At 71.8% G+C, this 17,139-nt stretch carries 11 protein-coding genes and 1 tRNA gene; 4 read left to right on the top strand and 8 right to left on the bottom strand.

What is annotated here, in order from left to right; genetic code table 11:
* Positions 1-39: 39 nt before the first annotated feature.
* The gene (locus LZ017_RS10200) at positions 40-804 is read right to left on the bottom strand and encodes a HesA/MoeB/ThiF family protein (protein WP_241396717.1); all 765 of its coding nucleotides are present in this window, start codon (positions 802-804) and stop codon (positions 40-42) included.
* A 152-nt stretch (positions 805-956) separates the two neighbouring features.
* Here LZ017_RS10200 and LZ017_RS10205 point away from each other — a divergent pair, with 152 nt between their 5' ends.
* Genes LZ017_RS10205 through LZ017_RS10215 form a run of 3 tightly spaced genes read left to right on the top strand, consistent with a single transcriptional unit; the run spans position 957 to position 2,102 of the window.
* Entirely contained in the window at positions 957-1,409 is a 453-nt protein-coding gene (locus LZ017_RS10205; RefSeq protein ID WP_241396718.1) for an SRPBCC family protein, read from the top strand.
* Entirely contained in the window at positions 1,406-1,588 is a 183-nt protein-coding gene (locus LZ017_RS10210) for a hypothetical protein (protein ID WP_241396719.1), read from the top strand. Before LZ017_RS10205 ends, LZ017_RS10210 begins: the two co-directional genes overlap by 4 nt.
* A 7-nt stretch (positions 1,589-1,595) precedes the next feature.
* The gene (locus LZ017_RS10215) at positions 1,596-2,102 is read left to right on the top strand and encodes a MarR family winged helix-turn-helix transcriptional regulator (RefSeq protein ID WP_241396720.1); all 507 of its coding nucleotides are present in this window, start codon (positions 1,596-1,598) and stop codon (positions 2,100-2,102) included.
* 71 nt (positions 2,103-2,173) lie between these two features.
* Here LZ017_RS10215 and LZ017_RS10220 read toward each other — a convergent pair whose 3' ends face one another.
* Together LZ017_RS10220 and LZ017_RS10225 are read right to left on the bottom strand one after the other, a co-directional pair.
* Positions 2,174-3,622: a S41 family peptidase gene (locus LZ017_RS10220; RefSeq protein ID WP_241396721.1), complete on the bottom strand. Its 1,449-nt coding sequence runs from the start codon at positions 3,620-3,622 to the stop codon at positions 2,174-2,176.
* Between the two features lie 303 nt (positions 3,623-3,925).
* Positions 3,926-5,050, bottom strand: coding sequence for an ABC transporter ATP-binding protein (locus LZ017_RS10225; RefSeq protein WP_241396722.1), 1,125 nt, complete (start codon positions 5,048-5,050; stop codon positions 3,926-3,928).
* Between the two features lie 8 nt (positions 5,051-5,058).
* Here LZ017_RS10225 and LZ017_RS10230 point away from each other — a divergent pair, with 8 nt between their 5' ends.
* Positions 5,059-6,801: an iron ABC transporter permease gene (locus tag LZ017_RS10230; RefSeq protein WP_277604633.1), complete on the top strand. Its 1,743-nt coding sequence runs from the start codon at positions 5,059-5,061 to the stop codon at positions 6,799-6,801.
* 146 nt (positions 6,802-6,947) lie between these two features.
* Here LZ017_RS10230 and LZ017_RS10235 read toward each other — a convergent pair whose 3' ends face one another.
* The 5 genes from LZ017_RS10235 to LZ017_RS10255 all read right to left on the bottom strand — a co-directional run bounded on the left by LZ017_RS10235 (position 6,948) and on the right by LZ017_RS10255 (position 17,125).
* Entirely contained in the window at positions 6,948-9,317 is a 2,370-nt protein-coding gene (locus LZ017_RS10235) for a methyl-accepting chemotaxis protein (RefSeq protein ID WP_241396724.1), read from the bottom strand.
* A 298-nt stretch (positions 9,318-9,615) separates the two neighbouring features.
* Positions 9,616-9,690: transfer RNA gene (locus tag LZ017_RS10240), tRNA-Arg, on the bottom strand.
* A gap of 144 nt (positions 9,691-9,834) precedes the next feature.
* The gene (locus tag LZ017_RS10245) at positions 9,835-14,073 is read right to left on the bottom strand and encodes a translocation/assembly module TamB domain-containing protein (protein WP_241396725.1); all 4,239 of its coding nucleotides are present in this window, start codon (positions 14,071-14,073) and stop codon (positions 9,835-9,837) included.
* The gene (locus LZ017_RS10250) at positions 14,070-15,947 is read right to left on the bottom strand and encodes an autotransporter assembly complex family protein (protein ID WP_241396726.1); all 1,878 of its coding nucleotides are present in this window, start codon (positions 15,945-15,947) and stop codon (positions 14,070-14,072) included. The genes LZ017_RS10245 and LZ017_RS10250 overlap by 4 nt, the downstream gene beginning before the upstream one ends.
* The gene (locus LZ017_RS10255) at positions 15,944-17,125 is read right to left on the bottom strand and encodes a VWA domain-containing protein (protein ID WP_241396727.1); all 1,182 of its coding nucleotides are present in this window, start codon (positions 17,123-17,125) and stop codon (positions 15,944-15,946) included. The genes LZ017_RS10250 and LZ017_RS10255 overlap by 4 nt, the downstream gene beginning before the upstream one ends.
* Positions 17,126-17,139: the final 14 nt, after the last annotated feature.

Consider the following 17,139-nt stretch of genomic DNA (forward strand, 5'->3'; position numbering starts at 1 on the left):
GAGTAATTTCCTGATCGCTTGGGCTGTGAATACGGCGTTTTATTGCGTCGGACCGCGGTGTTCGCGGCAGCAGGCGCAGGCCGGGTCGGGCTGGAGGCGGATTTCGTTCCACTCCATGCGGCGCGCGTCCAGCACCAGCAGCCGGCCGGGCAGCTGGCTGTCCATGCCGGACATCAGCTTCAGGGCTTCGGCGGCCTGCATGCTGCCGATGATGCCCACCAGCGGCGCGAACACACCCAGGGTGGCGCAGCGCTGTTCCTCGAAGCCCGGGTCGGGCGGGAACAGGCAGGCATAACAGGGCGAGTCGGCGCGGCGCGTGTCATACACGCTCAACTGGCCGTCAAAGCCCAACGCGGCGCCGGAAACCAGCGGGCGGCCATGGCGCACGCAGGCGGCGTTGACCAGGTGGCGGGTGGCGAAGTTGTCGCTGCAGTCCAGCACCACATCGGCCTGCGGCACCCATTCGTCCAGCAGGGCGGCGCCGGCGCGCTGCTGCAGCGCCCGGACCTCGGGTTCGGGGTTGATCGCGGCGATGCCGGCCGCGGCCGACAGCACCTTGGGCTGACCCACGCGGGCCAGGTTGTGCGCCAGCTGGCGTTGCAGATTGGTGAGGTCCACCGTGTCGGCGTCCACCAGCGTGATGCGGCCCACGCCGGCACTGCCCAGGAACAGCGCCACCGGCGATCCCAGGCCGCCGGCGCCGATCACCAGCGCATGGGACTGCAGCAGGCGCTGCTGTCCCTCCACGCCCAGCTCGTCGAGCAGGATGTGCCGCGAGTAGCGCAGCAGTTGTTCGTCAGTCATGGGTGAAGCATAGCCTCCGGGGGACCCGTGACAGGGGAAAGGGGCGGGCCGCCCGACCCGACTGGCCCCTCGCGCGGATTCATGGCGTTGCGGAGGTTTTGACATTAAATATGCATGCATATAATAATTGCACATACATAAAGGAGCTGATCATGCCGTCGACCCCTCTTGCCACCCGCTCTGTTCTGGGCCATTGCGCGGCTTCGCCGCAGGCGGTCTGGGACTGTCTGTCCGATGTCGCCCGGTGGCACGAATGGAACCCAGGCGTGCGCAGCGCGGCCCTGGACGGTTTATTTGCCGAGGGCGCCTGGTTCACCATGGACCTGCCTGAGGGGATGTCTCTCCGCTCTCGGCTTGTCGATGTGGTGCCGGCCCGGTGCTTCACCGACGAGACCGAGGTCGGGCCGATGATGGTCCGCGTGCGCCACGAGATCCTGCCGTCCGCGTCGGCCGACGGAACGGGCTGCCGCATCTGCTACACGATCGAGGTGCGGGGGCCGGATGCCCAGTCCCTGTGCGACGAGGTTTCGTCGGACTTTCCGCAAGTGATCGAAGCGCTGGCCCAACGGGCGCAGGCCGCGTCGACCTCTCGGGACGCGGCATGAAGGCGACGCTGGGCGTGGTGTCGCACCTGCGAGTGATGGGCGAAAATCCGTCACTCTGCGCAAGCCCGAACGGGGGCACGGTGCCGCGGCGGGGGCTGGAGCCCTGGTCGCAGCAGGATGCGCGCCACCTTCTCCTCGCCATGGACCAGCCCTCGGAAGACGCCGGGGCCGCCGCCTGACTCTGTCATGAAGCCCAGCCGCCCCGCCAAGCCTCTGCCCACCCGCCATCCGGGTCCGAACGACAGCCCCGGCTTTCTGCTCTGGCGGGTGTCCAACGCCTGGCAACGCGAGCAACGCGCGGCGCTGCAGCCGCTGGGGCTGACGCACACGCAATTTGTCATGCTGGCGGTGAGCACCTGGTTCGGCGACCCTCAGCCGCTCACGCAGGCCGCGCTGGCGCAGCTGGCGGGCAGCGACCCCATGACCACCTCGCAGGTGGTGCGCACCCTGGTGGCCCAAGGCTGGGTCACCCGCGAGTCCCATCCCGAGGACACCCGCGCCAAGCTGATCCGCGCCACGCCCCATGGCCGGGCGCTGGCGGCGCGCGCCGTGCAGGTCGTCGAAGCCGTGGATCAGCGATTCTTCGAGATCCTGGGGGCGGACGATCGCGCGGCGCTGGTGAAGAGCTTCCAGGGCTTGCTCGACCGAGGGGAGCCGGCCGGCGAATCCCGGCCGGACCTGGGCCGGGCCTGAAAGCAAGAGCGCCGCAAAGGTGCGGCGCTCTGGGGGAAGGGTGACGGCCGGGCGGCCGACGCGTCAGCGACTTATTCGCCCGGCTTGGCCTCGGCCTTGCGCTCGGTGGCGGTCTTGGACGCAATCACCGGCTTGCCCTTGAGCTGATTCAGCGCCTGCTGCAGCGGGAAGTCTTCGGTGCTGCCGAACTCGGGCAGCGGCTTGGGCGGCTCGTGGCGCTTGGCGAATTCCTCTTCCAGCTTCTTGCGCGCTTCCTCGCGCGCCTTCTCGCGCTCCTTGGCGGCGGCCTCGTCCTTGACCTCGTCCTTGCCGGTCAGGTGCTTTTCCAGGTCGGCCTCGCGGGTGCGCAGCGCGGCGAAGACATTGCCCTCGGCGGTCTCGTCCAGCATCACGTCGGGCACGATGCCGGTGGCCTGGATGGAGCGGCCCTTGGGCGTGTAGTAGCGCGCGGTCGTGAGCTTGAGCGCGCTCTCCGGGCCCAGCTGGCGCACGGTCTGCACCGAGCCCTTGCCGAAGGTCTGTTCGCCCATCACCATCGCGCGCTTGTGGTCCTGCAGCGCGCCGGCGACGATCTCGCTGGCCGACGCCGAACCGCCGTTGACCAGCACCACCAGCGGCACGTTCTTCACCGCCTCGGGCAGCTTCTTCAGCGGGTCGCTGCTGCCGCGGCGCAGGTAGTAGTCGGGGCTGGCCTTGTAGCTGGCCTTGGCCTCGGCGATCTGGCCGTTGGTCGACACCACCTCGACGCCGCCGGGCAGGAAGGCCGCCGACAGCGCCACCGCGCCCTCGAGCAGGCCGCCCGGGTCGTTGCGCAGGTCCAGCACCAGGCCCTTGAGCTTGGGGTCCTGCTTGTACAGATCGGCCAGCTTGGCGGCGAAATCTTCCACCGTGCGGTCCTGGAACTGGCTCACGCGCAGCCAGGCGTAGCCCGGCTCCACCATCTTGGCGCGCACGCTCTGCACGCGGATTTCCTCGCGCGTGATCGTGACCGGGAAGGTGCGCGACTCGGTCTTGCGGAAGATGGTCAGCATCACCTTGGTGCTGGGCTCGCCGCGCATGCGCTTGACGGCCTGGTCCAGGCTCAGGCCCTTGACCGCGGTGTCGTCGATCTTGGTGATCAGGTCGCCGCTCTTCAGGCCGGCGCGGAAGGCGGGGGATCCCTCGATCGGCGAGACGATCTTGACCAGGCCGTCTTCCATGCCGATCTCGATGCCCACGCCGACGAACTTGCCGCTGGTGCTCTCGCGGAACTCCTTGAAGTTCTTCTTGTCGAAGTACTGCGAGTGCGGATCCAGCCCGGCCACCATGCCGGAGATGGCGTCGTTGATCAGCTTTTTCTCGTCGACCGCCTCGACGTAGTCGGACTTCACGATGCCGAACACCGCGGCGAGCTGCTGCAGCTCTTCCAGCGGCAGGGGAGAGAGGGGGCTGCGGGCGTTCGCCTGCAGTTGCATCGTGGTCAATGCGCCGGTGACGGCGCCCAGCGCGACCCAACCCGCGACCTTCAATTTGCTGCCCATGATGCGTGGATTCCTAATGTCTGACTCAGCCTTGCTGCTTGGCTTCAAGAAAACGAAGGGCGGCCCCGAGTTTTCTGACCCCCCTCGGGGGCGGTCCGGGCCAGGGCCTGGACCAGGGGCACCTTCTTTCCGCTCCGAAGCGGGCGGACGTTGGGCGCCTTCAGTATATGCCTGGCCCCATGATCTCTGCAGGCGCCGGTCACGCGATAAGCCCGGTGTTTCCCCAGGAAACACGCGGGTTCGTGGATTGCTGGCGCCGCGGGGATGCCGGAAGACACCGAGCTTGGGGCGATCCGGCCGGTTTCAATCGGCCTGGGCCGGGTGGGGTTCGCGCGCGAAGGTCACCACATGGTCCATCGCCGCGCGTATGCCTATCCATTCGCCGATCTGGTGGTCGTGGTGCGAGGGCACATGGGCCATCAGGCGCTCGCCGCTGGCCAGGCGCAGCGTGTAGAGGAACTCGGCGCCGCGGAAGACCTTGCGCTCGATCTGCGCCTTGGACGGCGCGCTGTCGTCGTGGACGATGTCGTCGGCGCGCAGCAGCAGCTCGCATTCGCCGTCCGGGTAGGCGCTGGGCAGCGGGCAGGCCTGGCTGTCCGGGGGGCCGGACAGCACGCCCAGCCCGCCCACCTCGCCCAGCGGGGTCTGCACGCGCGGCCCGTCGGGGCCGGCGACGATGCGCGCCGGCACGAAGACGCCATGGCCGATGAAGTCGGCGACGAAGCGCGTCGCCGGGCGGTGGTAGACCGCGTAGGCCTCGTCCCATTGCTCCAGCCGGCCCTGGTGCATCACGCCGACGCGGTCGCCGATCGCGAAGGCCTCGGCCTGGTCGTGCGTCACGAACAGCGCGGTCGTGCCCATCTCGCGCAGGATGGCGCGCAGCTCCTGCGACAGGCGCTCGCGCAGGTCCACGTCCAGGCTGGAGAAGGGCTCGTCCAGCAGCAGCAGGCGCGGCGCCGGCGCCAGCGCGCGTGCCAGCGCGACGCGCTGCTGCTGGCCGCCGGACAGCTGGTGCGGCGCGCGCCGGGCGGCGTGGCCCAAGCCCACCAGGTCCAGCATCTGCTCGATGCGCTGCTGGCGTTCGGCGCGCGCCAGGTGCTTGAGGCCGAAGCCAATGTTGTCGGCGATGCTCAGGTGCGGGAACAGCGCATAGTCCTGGAAGACCATGCCGATGCGGCGCGCCTCCGGCGCCAGATGCAGGCCCTGCTGCGCATCGGCCAGGGTCTCGCCGGCGATGGCGATGCGGCCCTCGTGCAGCCGTTCCAGGCCGGCGATCGCGCGCAGCAGCGTGGTCTTGCCGCAGCCCGACGGGCCGATCAGCACCCCGATCTGGCCCTGCGCCAATCCCAGCGTCGCCGCGGCGACGGCGTCGCGCCGGCCGCTGGACTGGGGGTAGCGCAGGCCGACCTGTTCGAGAGACAGAAACATGGGCAGATATGATATCGGGTTGGCCCACCCGCCCTCACCAAGCCCCGCAAGGGCTAGCCCCCGTGCGACGACTGATCCTTCTGTTCTGCCTGCTGCTGGCCCTGCCGGTGCTCTCGGTGCTGGGCTCCTGGCTGACCCTGGACGCGCAGTCGCTGGCGCTGCTCAAGCACCAGGCCAGCACCGTGCTGCCCGACTATGCCTGGAGTTCGCTGAAGCTCTCGCTCGCGGTGGCGCTGGGCGTGGCACTGCTGGGCGGGGCCTGCGCCGCGGCGGTGAGCCTGTTCGACTTCCCGGGGCGGCGCTGGTTTGAATGGGCGCTGCTGCTGCCCATGGCGATGCCGGCCTATGTGGCGGCCTATGCCTACACCGACTTCTTCCAGTTCAGCGGCCCGCTGCAGGTCGGCCTGCGCGCGCTCACCGGGCGCGAGGGCGCGCTGCTGCCGGACCCGCGCAGTCTCTGGGGCGCGGTGCTGGTCTTCGTGTTGTGCCTCTATCCCTATGTCTACCTGCTCACGCGCACCGCGCTGGCGGAACGCGCCGTGGTGCTGATGGAGGCCGCGCGGCTGCTGGGCGCCGGGCCGTGGCGGCGCGTGCGCGAGGTCGCGCTGCCGCTGGCGCGGCCGGCGCTGGCGGCCGGCGTCGCGCTGGTGCTGATGGAGACGCTGGCCGACTACGGCGTGGGTGCCTATTTCGGGCTCAACACCTTCACCACGGGGGTGTACAAGGCCTGGCTGGTGATGAACGACCGTGCCGCCGCGGCGCAGCTGGCTTCGGTGCTGCTGCTCGTGGTGGCGCTGCTGCTGTGGGCCGAGCACCGCGCGCAGGCGCGTCTGCGCTTCGCCACCAGCCGTGCCGGCGCCCAGCATGGCGCCGAGGCCCGCCCGCTGCGCCTGCACGGCGGCGCGGCGATCGGGGCCTGGCTGCTGTGCGCGCTGCCCATCCTGCTGGGCTTCGTCGTGCCCTTGGCGGTGTTGGTGCGTCTGCTGTTGCTGGAGCTGAAGTACTCGGAGCTGGAGCCGGCGCTGGCGCTGAACCTCGCGCGCTACGGGCAGTGGAGCTGGACCAGCCTGAAGCTGGCCGGCCTGGCCGCGCTGGGCGCGGTGCTGCTGGCCCTGGTGCTGGGCCATGCGCAGCGCCTGCGCGCGCGCGGGGCCGCGCAGGATCAGGTCGCGGCGCAAGGCTGGCGCGCCTGGCGGAGCTGGGGTGAGCGCCTGGAGCAAGGCCTGCTGGCGGCGGCCGGCCGCGTGGTGTCGCTGGGCTATGCGGTGCCGGGCGCGGTGATCGCGGTGGGGCTGCTGCTGCCCATGGGCTGGATGCAGCAGGCCTGGCCCACGCTCCAGCTGCCGGCGCTGATGACGGGGACCATGCTCGGTTTGATGTATGCCTATCTGGTGCGCTTCTCCGGCGTGGCGCTGCAGTCGGTGCAGGCGGGCTACGCGCGCATCTCGCCGCTGGTGGACGAGAGCGCGCGCATGCTGGGCGCCTCGCGCCGGCGCCTGTTCCTGGAGCTGCATGCGCCGCTGCTGACGCGTTCGGCGCTGGCCGCGGCGCTGCTGGTCTTTGTCGACGTGATGAAGGAACTGCCCGCCACGCTGGTGCTGCGCCCCTTCGACAGCGACACCCTGGCCGTGGTGGCCTACCAGCTGGCGCGCGACGAGCGCCTGGGCGAAGCCGCGCTGCCGTCGCTCACCATCGTGCTGGTCGGGCTGGTGCCGGTGCTGATGCTGTCGCGCGCGATGCGGCGGCGCTGAGTCGCGCGCGACGCGCCGCCGAGCCCGGCTGGCTCGGGCTCGGCGGCCCAGGGCTTGCGGGGTGAGCCGAGGCGAGTCGGGGCGACTGCGAAGCCGCCCGGTCCTCCGTCGCTTCAAGGGCGGCCGCGGCAGGCGGCACCCGGCGCTCAGCGCCCGCGCTTGAGGCGGGTCAGCGCGAGCGCGACGCCGTTGGACGCGCTGGCGAACTCGGAGCCCGAGCCCAGCAGGCGCTGGGCGTCGCCCATCTGTCCGGCATTGATGCGCCGCGCCACCTCGCCGGCCGCGCGGTGGAAGGCCTGGTGCTGCTCCAGCAGCGTGACGAAGCCGGGGGCGCTGCTCATGCGCTGGCCGTCCCTGCCGTAGATCCACTGCCCCAGCACGCAGGCGTCGTCACAGGCGATCTGCTCGGCGTTCAGCTGCAGCCGGTTCTCGAGCGCGGCGCGCAACCGCACCTTCCACTGGCGGTGGGCGTCGATCGCGGCGTCGATGTCCAGGTCCTGCGGCGCGGTGGCGCTCATCTGCGCGCTGCGCTGCTTCGCCATCGCGGCGCGCGCCTGGGGCGGCAGCTTGAAGCGCGCCACCTGCTCGTTGAGCGCGCGCGCCAGGTCGCGCAGCGCTGCGGCGCCGGCGGCGGTCTGCTCCACCATCGCGGCGTTCTGCTGCGTCACGCGGTCCAGCTCCTGCACCGATTCGCGCACCTGGCCGAGGCCCTGGCTCTGCTCGCGCGACGCGGTGGCGATCTGGCCCAGCAGGCCGTTGACCTGGGCCGCGCTGCTGACGATCTCTTCCATCGTCGCCCCTGCCTCGCGGGCCACCTCGGTGCCCCCGCCGATGCGCGCCACGCTGGACTGGATCAGGGCCTTGATCTCCTTGGCCGCCTCGGCGCTGCGCTGCGCGAGCTGGCGCACCTCGCCGGCGACGACCGCGAAGCCGCGGCCCTGTTCGCCGGCGCGCGCCGCTTCCACCGCGGCGTTGAGCGCGAGGATGTTGGTCTGGAAGGCGATGCCGTCGATCACGCCGATGATGTCGGCAATGCGGTGGGAGGACTGCTGGATCTCCTCCATCGTGCCCACCATCTGCGTCATCACCGCGCCGCCGCGCTGCGCGAAACGGGCGTTCTCGCTGGCGCCGGCGGTCGCGCTCTGCGTGTGCTGCGCGGTCTGCTGCACGGTGGCGCTGATCTGCTCCATCGCGGCGGCGGACTGCTGCAGGTTGGCCGCGGTCTGCTCGGTGCGGCCGGACAGGTCCATCGCGCCGCTGGCGATCTCGTCGCTGGCATGGGCGATGTCCTCGGCCGAGCCGCCGACGTTGAGCACCATCCGACGCAGGCTCTCCTGCATGCGCGCCATCACGTGCATCAGCTCCGCGGCTTCGTCGCGGCCCCAGGGGTGCGGCGTGGTGGTGAGGTCGCCCTCGCTCATCGCGTCCAGATGGCGAGCGACCTCGCGCAGGCCGCCGTCCATCACCAGGTAGAAGGAATGGAACAGATAGCCCGCGATGAGCAGGCCCAGCAGCACCGCGCCAAAGGCCCAGTCGCGCGCCGACTCGGTGCGCTCGATGCGCGCCTGCAGCAGCTCATCGAGCAGCCGGGTCGCGTCCTGGCTCAGGGCCCGCAGGCTGTCCACCGCCGCCTGGCCCGGCTGGCCGAGCTTCTGCACCTCGGCGGCAAAGCTGTCGCCGAACCAGGCCTGCGCGGCGGCGTCGTAGAAGGCGCGGGTGACGCGCAGTGCTTCGGCGGTGCCGAGCCGCTGCTGCAGTTCCGGATTCGCCGCGGTCGCCCGCTGGGCCGCGGTGTCGATCAGCTGGAGCTTGCCATAGCCCTGGTGCCAGACCGCGTAGAGCTCGCGCAGCGTGGCGCCGTCGCCCCGGCCTTCGCGCGCGGCCGCGCCGGCCAGGGCGCGCGAGCGCGAGACCGACTCGATCACGTCCGAGCTGATCTCGGTGGCCACCAGCATCACGTAGTGGCTGTCCTGGTCGCGGTCCAGCGTCAGCTCCGAGCGGTCCAGGATCAGTCGCCGCAGTCCGCGTATCGCCTCCACATACTCCTGCAGCGGCGCGGCCAGCGCCGCGGGCTCGCCGCGGGCCCGGGCCAGCGTCTCATGCGCGGGCTGCAGTGCCGCCAGGTCCTGGGCCAGGTCCAGCCCGCCGGGCTGGCTCTGGATCAGCTCGGCCAGCGCGGCGCGCTGCTTGGCGATGGCGTCCATGTCGGGCCTGGCGCTGAGACCGGACAGCACCAGGCGGCGCTGCTTCTGCACCTCGATCAGCCAGGGCTCGAGCGCCTGCATCAGCGCGACGCCGGCGCGCTCGTGGCGCGAAACTTCCAGCGTGGCCTGCGCCGTGCGCCAGTACGCCGCCGCCAGCAGCAGCAGCGGCAGCAGAAAGGCCAGCGAGATCAGCGCCGCCTTGGGGCCGAAGCGCAGGCTGCGAAACAGCCGCACGCCGGGGGCCCAGGCGCCGTGGTACTGGAAGAAGCGGCTGTCGTGGGCAAGGGGCCGGGAGTCGGGCGAAGAAGCCATGGGGATGATCGATTTTTATGTTTCTGGGAGGAGGGCCGGCCGCGAAGTGCTAAGGGCATGTGCGCAACCTGCCGGCACATCCTCGCCAGCGTGGCTGACGGCTGGCTTGACTTGGGTCTAGGGCGCGGGCCGCCGATCGCGCGGCAAGCGCGGGCTTCGTGCAGAAATGCTCGCAACGGCTGTCGCCGACGGGACAGCGCAGCGGCGGGAGGGGGGGAGCGGGGCGACGCTGTCATGAGGCGCGGGGGGGCTCACGGATCACGCATCGCAGGAGGAAGAGGCTTCGCGCTGGCGCGCATGGTCCCGCCGACAGGAATCGAACCTGTATTTGCCGCTTAGGAGGCGGCCGTTCTATCCATTGAACTACGGCGAGCCCGGGTGCCTGGCGGCACCGAAGCGCGGGATTGTCGCATGAACCGACTGGGCCGCCGGGGTGGGCCCGGTGCGGTGGTCAGGGGCGATGCGAGGGCCCGGGCAGGGGCTTGAAGTGCCCGGGGTCAGGTCTTGCGGGCGGGGCTTATTCCCACTTCCATTGCCAGATCAGGTCCAGCCCCTGTTCTTCGCCGGCCAGCGCGCGCAGCGTGAAGCGGTTGGCGAGGCGGTAGATCAGCTGCCAGCTGCCGGTGGTGGCGTTGAGCCCGCGCTCGTAGCCCAGGTAGACGTTGCGGCTGATCTGCTTGCCCAGACGCACCACGGTGCCGCGCGCGTCCTCGGTGTCGCCGCCGAAGCTCAGCTCGTCCAGCCCCAGGCTCTTGATCAGCTTGTCGCTGCTGCTCTCGCCGCTGCCCGACAGCAGGGCCAGCGCGGCGCGCTGCATCAGCACGGTGTCGCTGCGGCCCAGGTTGTCGGGCGAGCGGCCCAGCACCAGCCAGGACAGCTTGGCGGTTTCGCTCATCTCGGGGTCGGAATAGAGCTTGATGCGCGGATTGTGCGCGGTGCCGCCGACGGTCACGCCCACGCGCACCTCGTCCAGCCCGGGCTTGATCGCGAGCACGTCCAGGCGCGGGTTGTCCAGCGGGCCGACGAAGCTGAAGACGCCTTTCTCGACGGTCAGCTTCTGGCCATAGGCGGCGAAGCTGCCGCCCACGGTGCGCACGCTGCCGTTCAGTGTCGGCTTGCCGGTGCCCGACTGCGCGAGCTTCAGCGTGCCGCCCAGCCGGGTGTCGATGCCGTAGCCCTTCAGGCGCAGGCGCTCGCCCAGGTCCAGGTCCAGGTCGAGCTGCACCTGCACGGGCTTGTCCGTGCCCTGGGCCGCCTTGGCCTGGGCCTGGCTGGGCTCGCGCAGCACCTGGACGTCGGCGTCCAGCTGCGGCGCGCCGGCGCGCGAGAAATCGACCAGGCCCTCGTCGACCGCGAAGCGCCCGTTCAGCGCCAGCGACCGCAGCCCCAGCTCCAGCGTCGCGTCGCCGCTGGCGACGACGCGACGGTCCACGCGCTGCAGCAGCGCGAAGCGGCGCGCCTCGATCTGCAGCTTGGCCTGCGGCTTGGCGCCGAAGACCAGCGGACCCTTCAGGTTCAGCGTGCCGTCGCCGGCCTTGGCGCTGAAGCGCTCCAGCAGCGCCTGTTGGCCGTCCATCTGCAGCGCGAACTCGCCCTGCGCCATGTCCACGCCCAGCAGCGGGTTGCGCACCGACAGCGCGCTGCCGCCAGCGCGGCCATGCAGCTGCGGCGAGCCGAGCCGGCCGGACAGGCTCATGGACGCGAACAGGCTGCCGCCCAGGCGCCAGCCCGCCGGCACCCAGGCGCCCCAGTTGCCCAGGTTGGCCACCTGCGCTTCCAGCACGCCCTCCAGCGCGGCCTGGGCGCCGGGCAGCGCGAAGGGGTCGCCGACGCGCGCGGTCAGCGCGCCGCCCACCGCGCCCAGGTTCTTGCCGGCGATGCCCTGGGTCAGGTGCCAGACGCCGCGGTCGGCCTGCAGCCCCAGGCGCAGGTCGCTCAGGCCCAGCCACTGGGTGTTGAGTTCGTCGGTCACGCTGAGGTCGCCGCTGCTGCGTTCCAGCGCCAGCTCCAGCACCAGGCCGCGCGCGTCGCGCCGCGTGCTCAGCTGGCCGTTGATCAGCAGGTCGCCGCCCCAGCCGAAGTCCGGCTGCAGCCGCGCCAGCAGCGGCGCTGCCTTCAGCGGCTCCAGCGCCAGCTCGGCCTGCCAGCCCTGCGGAGCCTGCAGCTCGGCGCGCGCCCAGCGCAGCCCCGCGCCCAGCAGCTCCATACGGCCGGGGGCCAACTGCAGCGCGGTCGGCGTGGCGCCGGGGTCCAGCTCCAGCGTCAGGCCCAGCCCGCTGGCCTGCAGCCAAGGCAGGGTGCCCGTGGCGGCGGGCTGGGCCAGCAGTTCCAGCGCCTGCGCCTGCCAGCGGCCGCCATGGGCCCACAGCGCGGGCAGGTCGGCGCCGCCGCGGCGCTCGCGCGGCAGCAGCGCGCCCTCCAACGCCAGCCGCGCGCGGGCCGGGTACAGCACCGGGCCGGGCTTGCGCGCAGCCGACGCGTCCTCGCGCGGCAGCGGCCCGGCGGTCGGCGCCAGCAGCGCCGGCAGTGCCAGCCGTCCCTGCGTTTCCAGCAGCAGCCGGTGCTTGGCCCAGCTGCCATCCAGATTCAGGCGCGCCTGCTCCAGGCGCAGCTGCGGCAGGGTCAGCCCGTTCAGCTCGACGCGCCCCAGCAGCGGCCGCTCGGCCGCGCTGGCGAGCTGCCACTGGCCTTGCAGCGAGTCCAGCCGCGCCGTGCTGAGGCCGGGCAGGCCGGCCAGGTTCAGCGCGCGCCCTTGCAGTTCGCCGTCGCTGGCGAACTGGGCGGTGCCGCCGCGCGTGCCCGGCGCCAGGTTCAGGCGCAGGTCGGCGCGCAGCTGGCCGTCGAGCCTGGCCTTGGGCCACAGCCCCTGCAGCAGCGGCTGCAGGCTGGCCAGGCGGGGCAGTTCCGCGCCCAGCTGCAGCTGCAGATCGCTGGTGGCCGCGGCCGCCGTGCCTTGCGCGGCCACGGTGGACGAGGCCTGCAGCGACGCGTCGGCCAACGCCAGCCGGGCCTGCAGTTCGGGCCGCGCGGCGCCGCTGCGGCGGTAGTCCAGCCGGCCCTGCAGCGGCAGCCCGGCCCATTGGCTGGGCAGGATCTCCAGCTGCGCCGTGCCCTCGGGCCAGACCGTGGCGGGGCCGCCGGCCAGCCGGGCCTGCAGGCGGCCATGCAGCTCATGAGGGGCGCTGGACGCGGCGGCCAGCGCCGGAACGAAGCGGCGCGGGTCCAGCCCCTGGATCTGCGCCTCGCTCTTCAAGGACCAGCCCTGGTCCAGGCTCAGCGCCTTGCGCAACGCCAGTTCGGCACTGGCCTGCAGCCGCGCCGGGCCGCTGTGCAGCTGCAGGCTTTGCAGCTGCAGCGACTGCGGCGCCAGCAGGGCCTGCAGCTCCACCGTCAGCGGCAGCGGCGGCTGGTTCTTGGCCTCGCGCGGCGCGCCGGCTGCCGGCCCGCCGCCCAGCTCGCCGCTCAGCTGGCCCTGCAGCTTCAGCGGCTGCGCCAGCAGGTCGCCGGACAGGGCCGCGCGCGTCTGCAGGCGCAGCTCGCCGCGGGCGCGCAGCGCGGGCCAGCGGGCGTCGATCTCGCGGCTGTCCAGCCCGTCCAGGCGCAGGCGCAGCTCGCTGCCGTCACCGCCGCTGCTCTGGCCCGTGGCACGCAGCTGGCCCTGGCCGGGCAGCGTGGCGTCCAGCTGGCGCAGCTGCAGCCGGCTCCAGTCGGACGGGTCGAGCTGCAGGTCCAGCTGCAGCGACCGCAGCGGCGCGCGGCCCTGGTCCAGCCGGCCGGCGCGTCCGTTGGCGAGCTGGCTGCGCAGCCGCAGCAGGCCGGCGCCCCGCGCGCCCGGCGCGCGGTCCAGGTCCGCGCTGCCGGTCAGCGCGGTGGCGGGCAGCGAGTCCAGCAGCGCCGACAGGTCCAGCTCGTGGGCGCGCGCCTGCAGGCGCTGCAGCGGCAAGGCGTCGAAGGGCAGCAGCGTGGCCTGCAGGTCCAGGGCCTGCCGCGCGGCCCGCAGCGTGGCCGTGAGTTGCGGCGCGCGCAGCGGGCCGTCCAGCGCCAGCGCGGCCTGCCAGGGCAGCGCCGCGTCGGCGTCCTGCGCCAGCGTGAAGCTGCCGCGCAGCGCCATCGTGTCGCGCGTCGCCACGCGGGCCTGGCCCTGCAGACGCAGCGTCTGCCAGGCGAGCGAGCGCAGTTCGGCGCGGTGCAGCTCGCCGCCTTCGTCGCCCAGCGCGAGCCGGCCGGAGATGCCGCGCAGCGGCGCCTTGCCCGGCTCGAAGCTCAGCTCGGCGATGTCCAGCTGCTCGACGAAGAGCGCCAGCGGCAGCAGCAGGTCGGTCGGCGGCTTGCTGGGTTCGGCGTCCTTGGACGGTGCCAGCTGCAGCGTGAGCCGGTCCATGGTCAGGCGCCGCAGATGCAGCTCGCCCCACAGCAGCGGCGAGCGATTCCAGGCCAGGGTCAGGTCTTGCCATTGCAGCGCGTCGATGCGGACGAGGCCGCCGTCGCCAGGCAACTGCAGCTGCACGCGGCGCGCGCTGAAGTCGCCGACCAGGCTGCCGCGCGCGTCCTCCACGCTCAGCCCGGGCACGCGCGCCAGCACCCAGGCGGTGCCCGACTCGCTCTTCAGTGCCCAGGTGAGCAGCAACAGGGCCAGCGCCACCAGCAGCGGCGCGGCCAGCATGGCCAGCAGCAGGCCGCGGGCGCGGCGGCGCCGGGCGGGCGAGGCGTTGGGGGGCGGTGCCCCGTCTTCGGGCGAGGGCGGCGAGGACGTCATAGCGCAATGGCGACGCTGAAATGCAGGCGCGGCCGGTCGGCCTGGTTGCCCTTGGCGATGTCCATGCGCAGCACGCCCACCGGGCTGCGGTAGCGCAGGCCCAGGCCATAGCTCCAGGCGGGTTTCAGATCGCTCCAGCGCGGCGCGGCCTGGCCGGCGTCGATGAAGACCGCGCCCAGCAGCCCCGGCACGCGCGCGGTGAGCGGATGGGCCAGTTCCACGCTGCCGTTCCAGAGCACCCGGCCGCCGGTGCGGTTGCCCTTGGCGTCGGTGGGGCCGAGGTCTTCGAAGCCATAGCCGCGCACGGTGTCGTCGCCACCGGTTCGGAAGCGCAGCGCCTCGGGCAGGCCGAGGTCCTCGCGGGCGAAGATCTGGCCGAACTCGGTGCGCGCGGTGAACAGCCAGCGGGAGGGCAGCGGGCGGTACCAGGTGCCCAGCACGCGCAGCCGGCCGAAGGGGCCGCGGCTCTCGGTGTTGCTGTCGGCCCAGCCGGCGCCCAGCAGCACGCTGGCGCTGTAGCCGCGCGTGGGCAGCAGCTTGGAATCCAGCCGGCGCCAGATGCGCTGCTCGTTCAGGGAGATCGCGCTGGCGCGTGTCTGGGGCAGTCCCGGCGCGCGCTCCCAGGCGTGCAGCAGTTCCAGGTAGTCCAGCCGGTCCTGGCGTTCGGTCTCGCGCGCATAGCCCAGCCGGGTGCGCAGGTTGGTGTTGACCTGCTGGTCCGCCTTGATCCGCTCCAGGTAGAGCGCGGCCAGGCTGCGCTGCATGTCGGGGCGGGGATGGGAGCTGATCTCGGTGTCGATCACGCTCTTGTCGCGGCCCAGGTTGAGCTTGGTGCGCGCGCGCAGGTTCAGCCCCAGCGGGCGGCGGTGGATGTGCTCGACGCCGATCGACGGCCCGTTGGCGCTGTGATAGCCCAGGCTCAGCGTGACCTGCTGGCGCGCCGCTTCGCGCAGCTGCACGCGCACCGGTACCTGCACGGTCTCCTGACCGGCCGCGGCGCTGACCGCCTCGGGCTGGATCTCCACCGCGACGCTGTCGAACAGCTGGGTGTTGATCAGCCGCTCCTGGAAGTCCAGCAGGGTCTTCTCGCGATAGGGGTCGCCCTCGTCATAGCCGGCGATGCGGCGCACGCTCAGCTCGGGCTGGTTCTTCAGCCCCTCGATCTGCAGTTCGCCCAGCAGGAACAGCGGGCCGCTGTCCAGCACCAGTTCCAGCTCGACCTGGTTGTCGGCGGCGAGCACGCGTGCCTGGCTGTCGCTGAGCCGGGCCAGCGGGTAGCCCTGGCTGCGCGCGCGCGTCAGCAGCGCGTTCTTGGCTGCCGACCACTGTGGCTGGCTGAAGCCGGTCTGCGGCTGCAGCGGCCAGTCGTTCTGCAGTCCGTCCAGCAGGCGTTGCGCGCGGCGCTCGCCCCGCTGGGCGGCGGCCTGCAGCGCGCCGTCCACGCGCAGGTTCAGCCGGCTGACCAGGGTGCGCGGGCCGGGGTCCACCTGCAGGGCCAGCTGGTAGAGGCCGTCCGATTCGCGGCGCTGGCGCTGCAGCTCGATCTGTGGGTTGAAGTAGCCCTCGGTTTCGAGCAGCGCGCGGGCCTGCTCGGGGGCGCTGGCGGCCAGGCGGGCCAGCTCGGAGGGGCTGAGCCGCTGGTCGGCCGGGGCCTCGCGAAAGCGCGCCAGGTCCAGGTGCTGCATCAGCAGATCGTCCAGCCCGCCGGGGGCGCTGATGCGCAGCTCATAGGCCGCGACGCGCGGCCCCTGCTCGACGGCGGCCGGCACGCCGGCCGCGGCGTCCGGCGCCGGCTGGCGTGTCAGCACCGAGCAGCCGCCCAGCAGCAGCGCCAGCAGCAGCCCGGCCGCGAGTCGGGAGCCGCGTCCCGTCATTTGCTGAGCATGCGCATGGCCGCTTCCAGACCGCTCAGGGACAGCGGGAACATGCGCTGGTGCATCAGCTGCTGGATCAGCGCAATGCTCTGGCGGTACTGCCAGACGCCTTGCGGCTCGGGGTTGATCCAGGCGTGGCTGGGAAAGGCGTGGGTGAGACGCTGCAGCCATTCGGCGCCGGGCTCCTCGTTGTTGTATTCGACGCTGCCGCCGGCCTGCAGGATTTCGTAGGGGCTCATGGTCGCGTCGCCGACGAAGATGAGCTTGTAGTCCTTGTTGTACTTGTGGATCAGGTCCCAGGTCGGGGTCTTTTCGGCGAAGCGGCGGCGGTTGTTCTTCCAGACGAAGTCATAGACGCAGTTGTGGAAGTAAAAGAACTCCAGGTGCTTGAACTCGCTCTTCACCGCGGAGAACAGCTCCTCGACGCGGTGCACATGCTCGTCCATCGTGCCGCCGACGTCCATCAGCAGCAGCAGCTTCACCTTGTTGTGCCGCTCGGGCACCATCTTGATGTCCAGCAGCCCGGCATTGGCCGCGGTGGCCTGGATGGTGTGCTCCAGGTCCAGTTCCAGCTCCGAGCCCTCGCGGGCGAAGCGACGCAGCCGGCGCAGCGCCACCTTGATGTTGCGCGTGCCCAGCTCGACGGCGTCGTCGTAGTCGCGGTAGGCGCGCTGCTCCCAGACCTTGACCGCGCTGCGCTGCCCGCCGGGCCCGCCGATGCGCACGCCGCGCGGATTGGCGCCGCCATGGCCGAAGGGGCTGGTGCCGCCGGTGCCTATCCAACGGTTCCCGCCCTCGTGGCGCTCCTTCTGTTCCTCGAGGCGCTTCTTCAGCGTGTCCATCAACTCGTCCCAGCCCAGCGCCTCCAGCTGAGCGCGCTGCTCGGGCGTCAGCTCCAGTTCCAGCTGTTTGCGCAGCCAGTCCTCGGGCAAGGCGCGTGCCAGATCGGTGACCATCTCCACGCCCTTGAAGTAGGCGCCGAAGGCGCGGTCGAACTTGTCGAACAGCGCCTCGTCCTTGACCAGGCAGGCGCGCGCCAGCACGTAGAACTTGTCCAGCGTGGGGCCACCGTCGTCGTCGAGCACGCCGGCCTTCAAGGCTTCGAGCAAACCCAGGTACTCCTTCACGGAGACCGGCAGCTTGGCGGCGCGCAGCGTGTAGAAAAACTGGATCAGCATGGTTCGCGAAAGCT

Origin of the sequence: Pelomonas sp. CA6 (assembly GCF_022549225.1) — a bacterium.
Taxonomy (GTDB): domain Bacteria; phylum Pseudomonadota; class Gammaproteobacteria; order Burkholderiales; family Burkholderiaceae_C; genus Roseateles.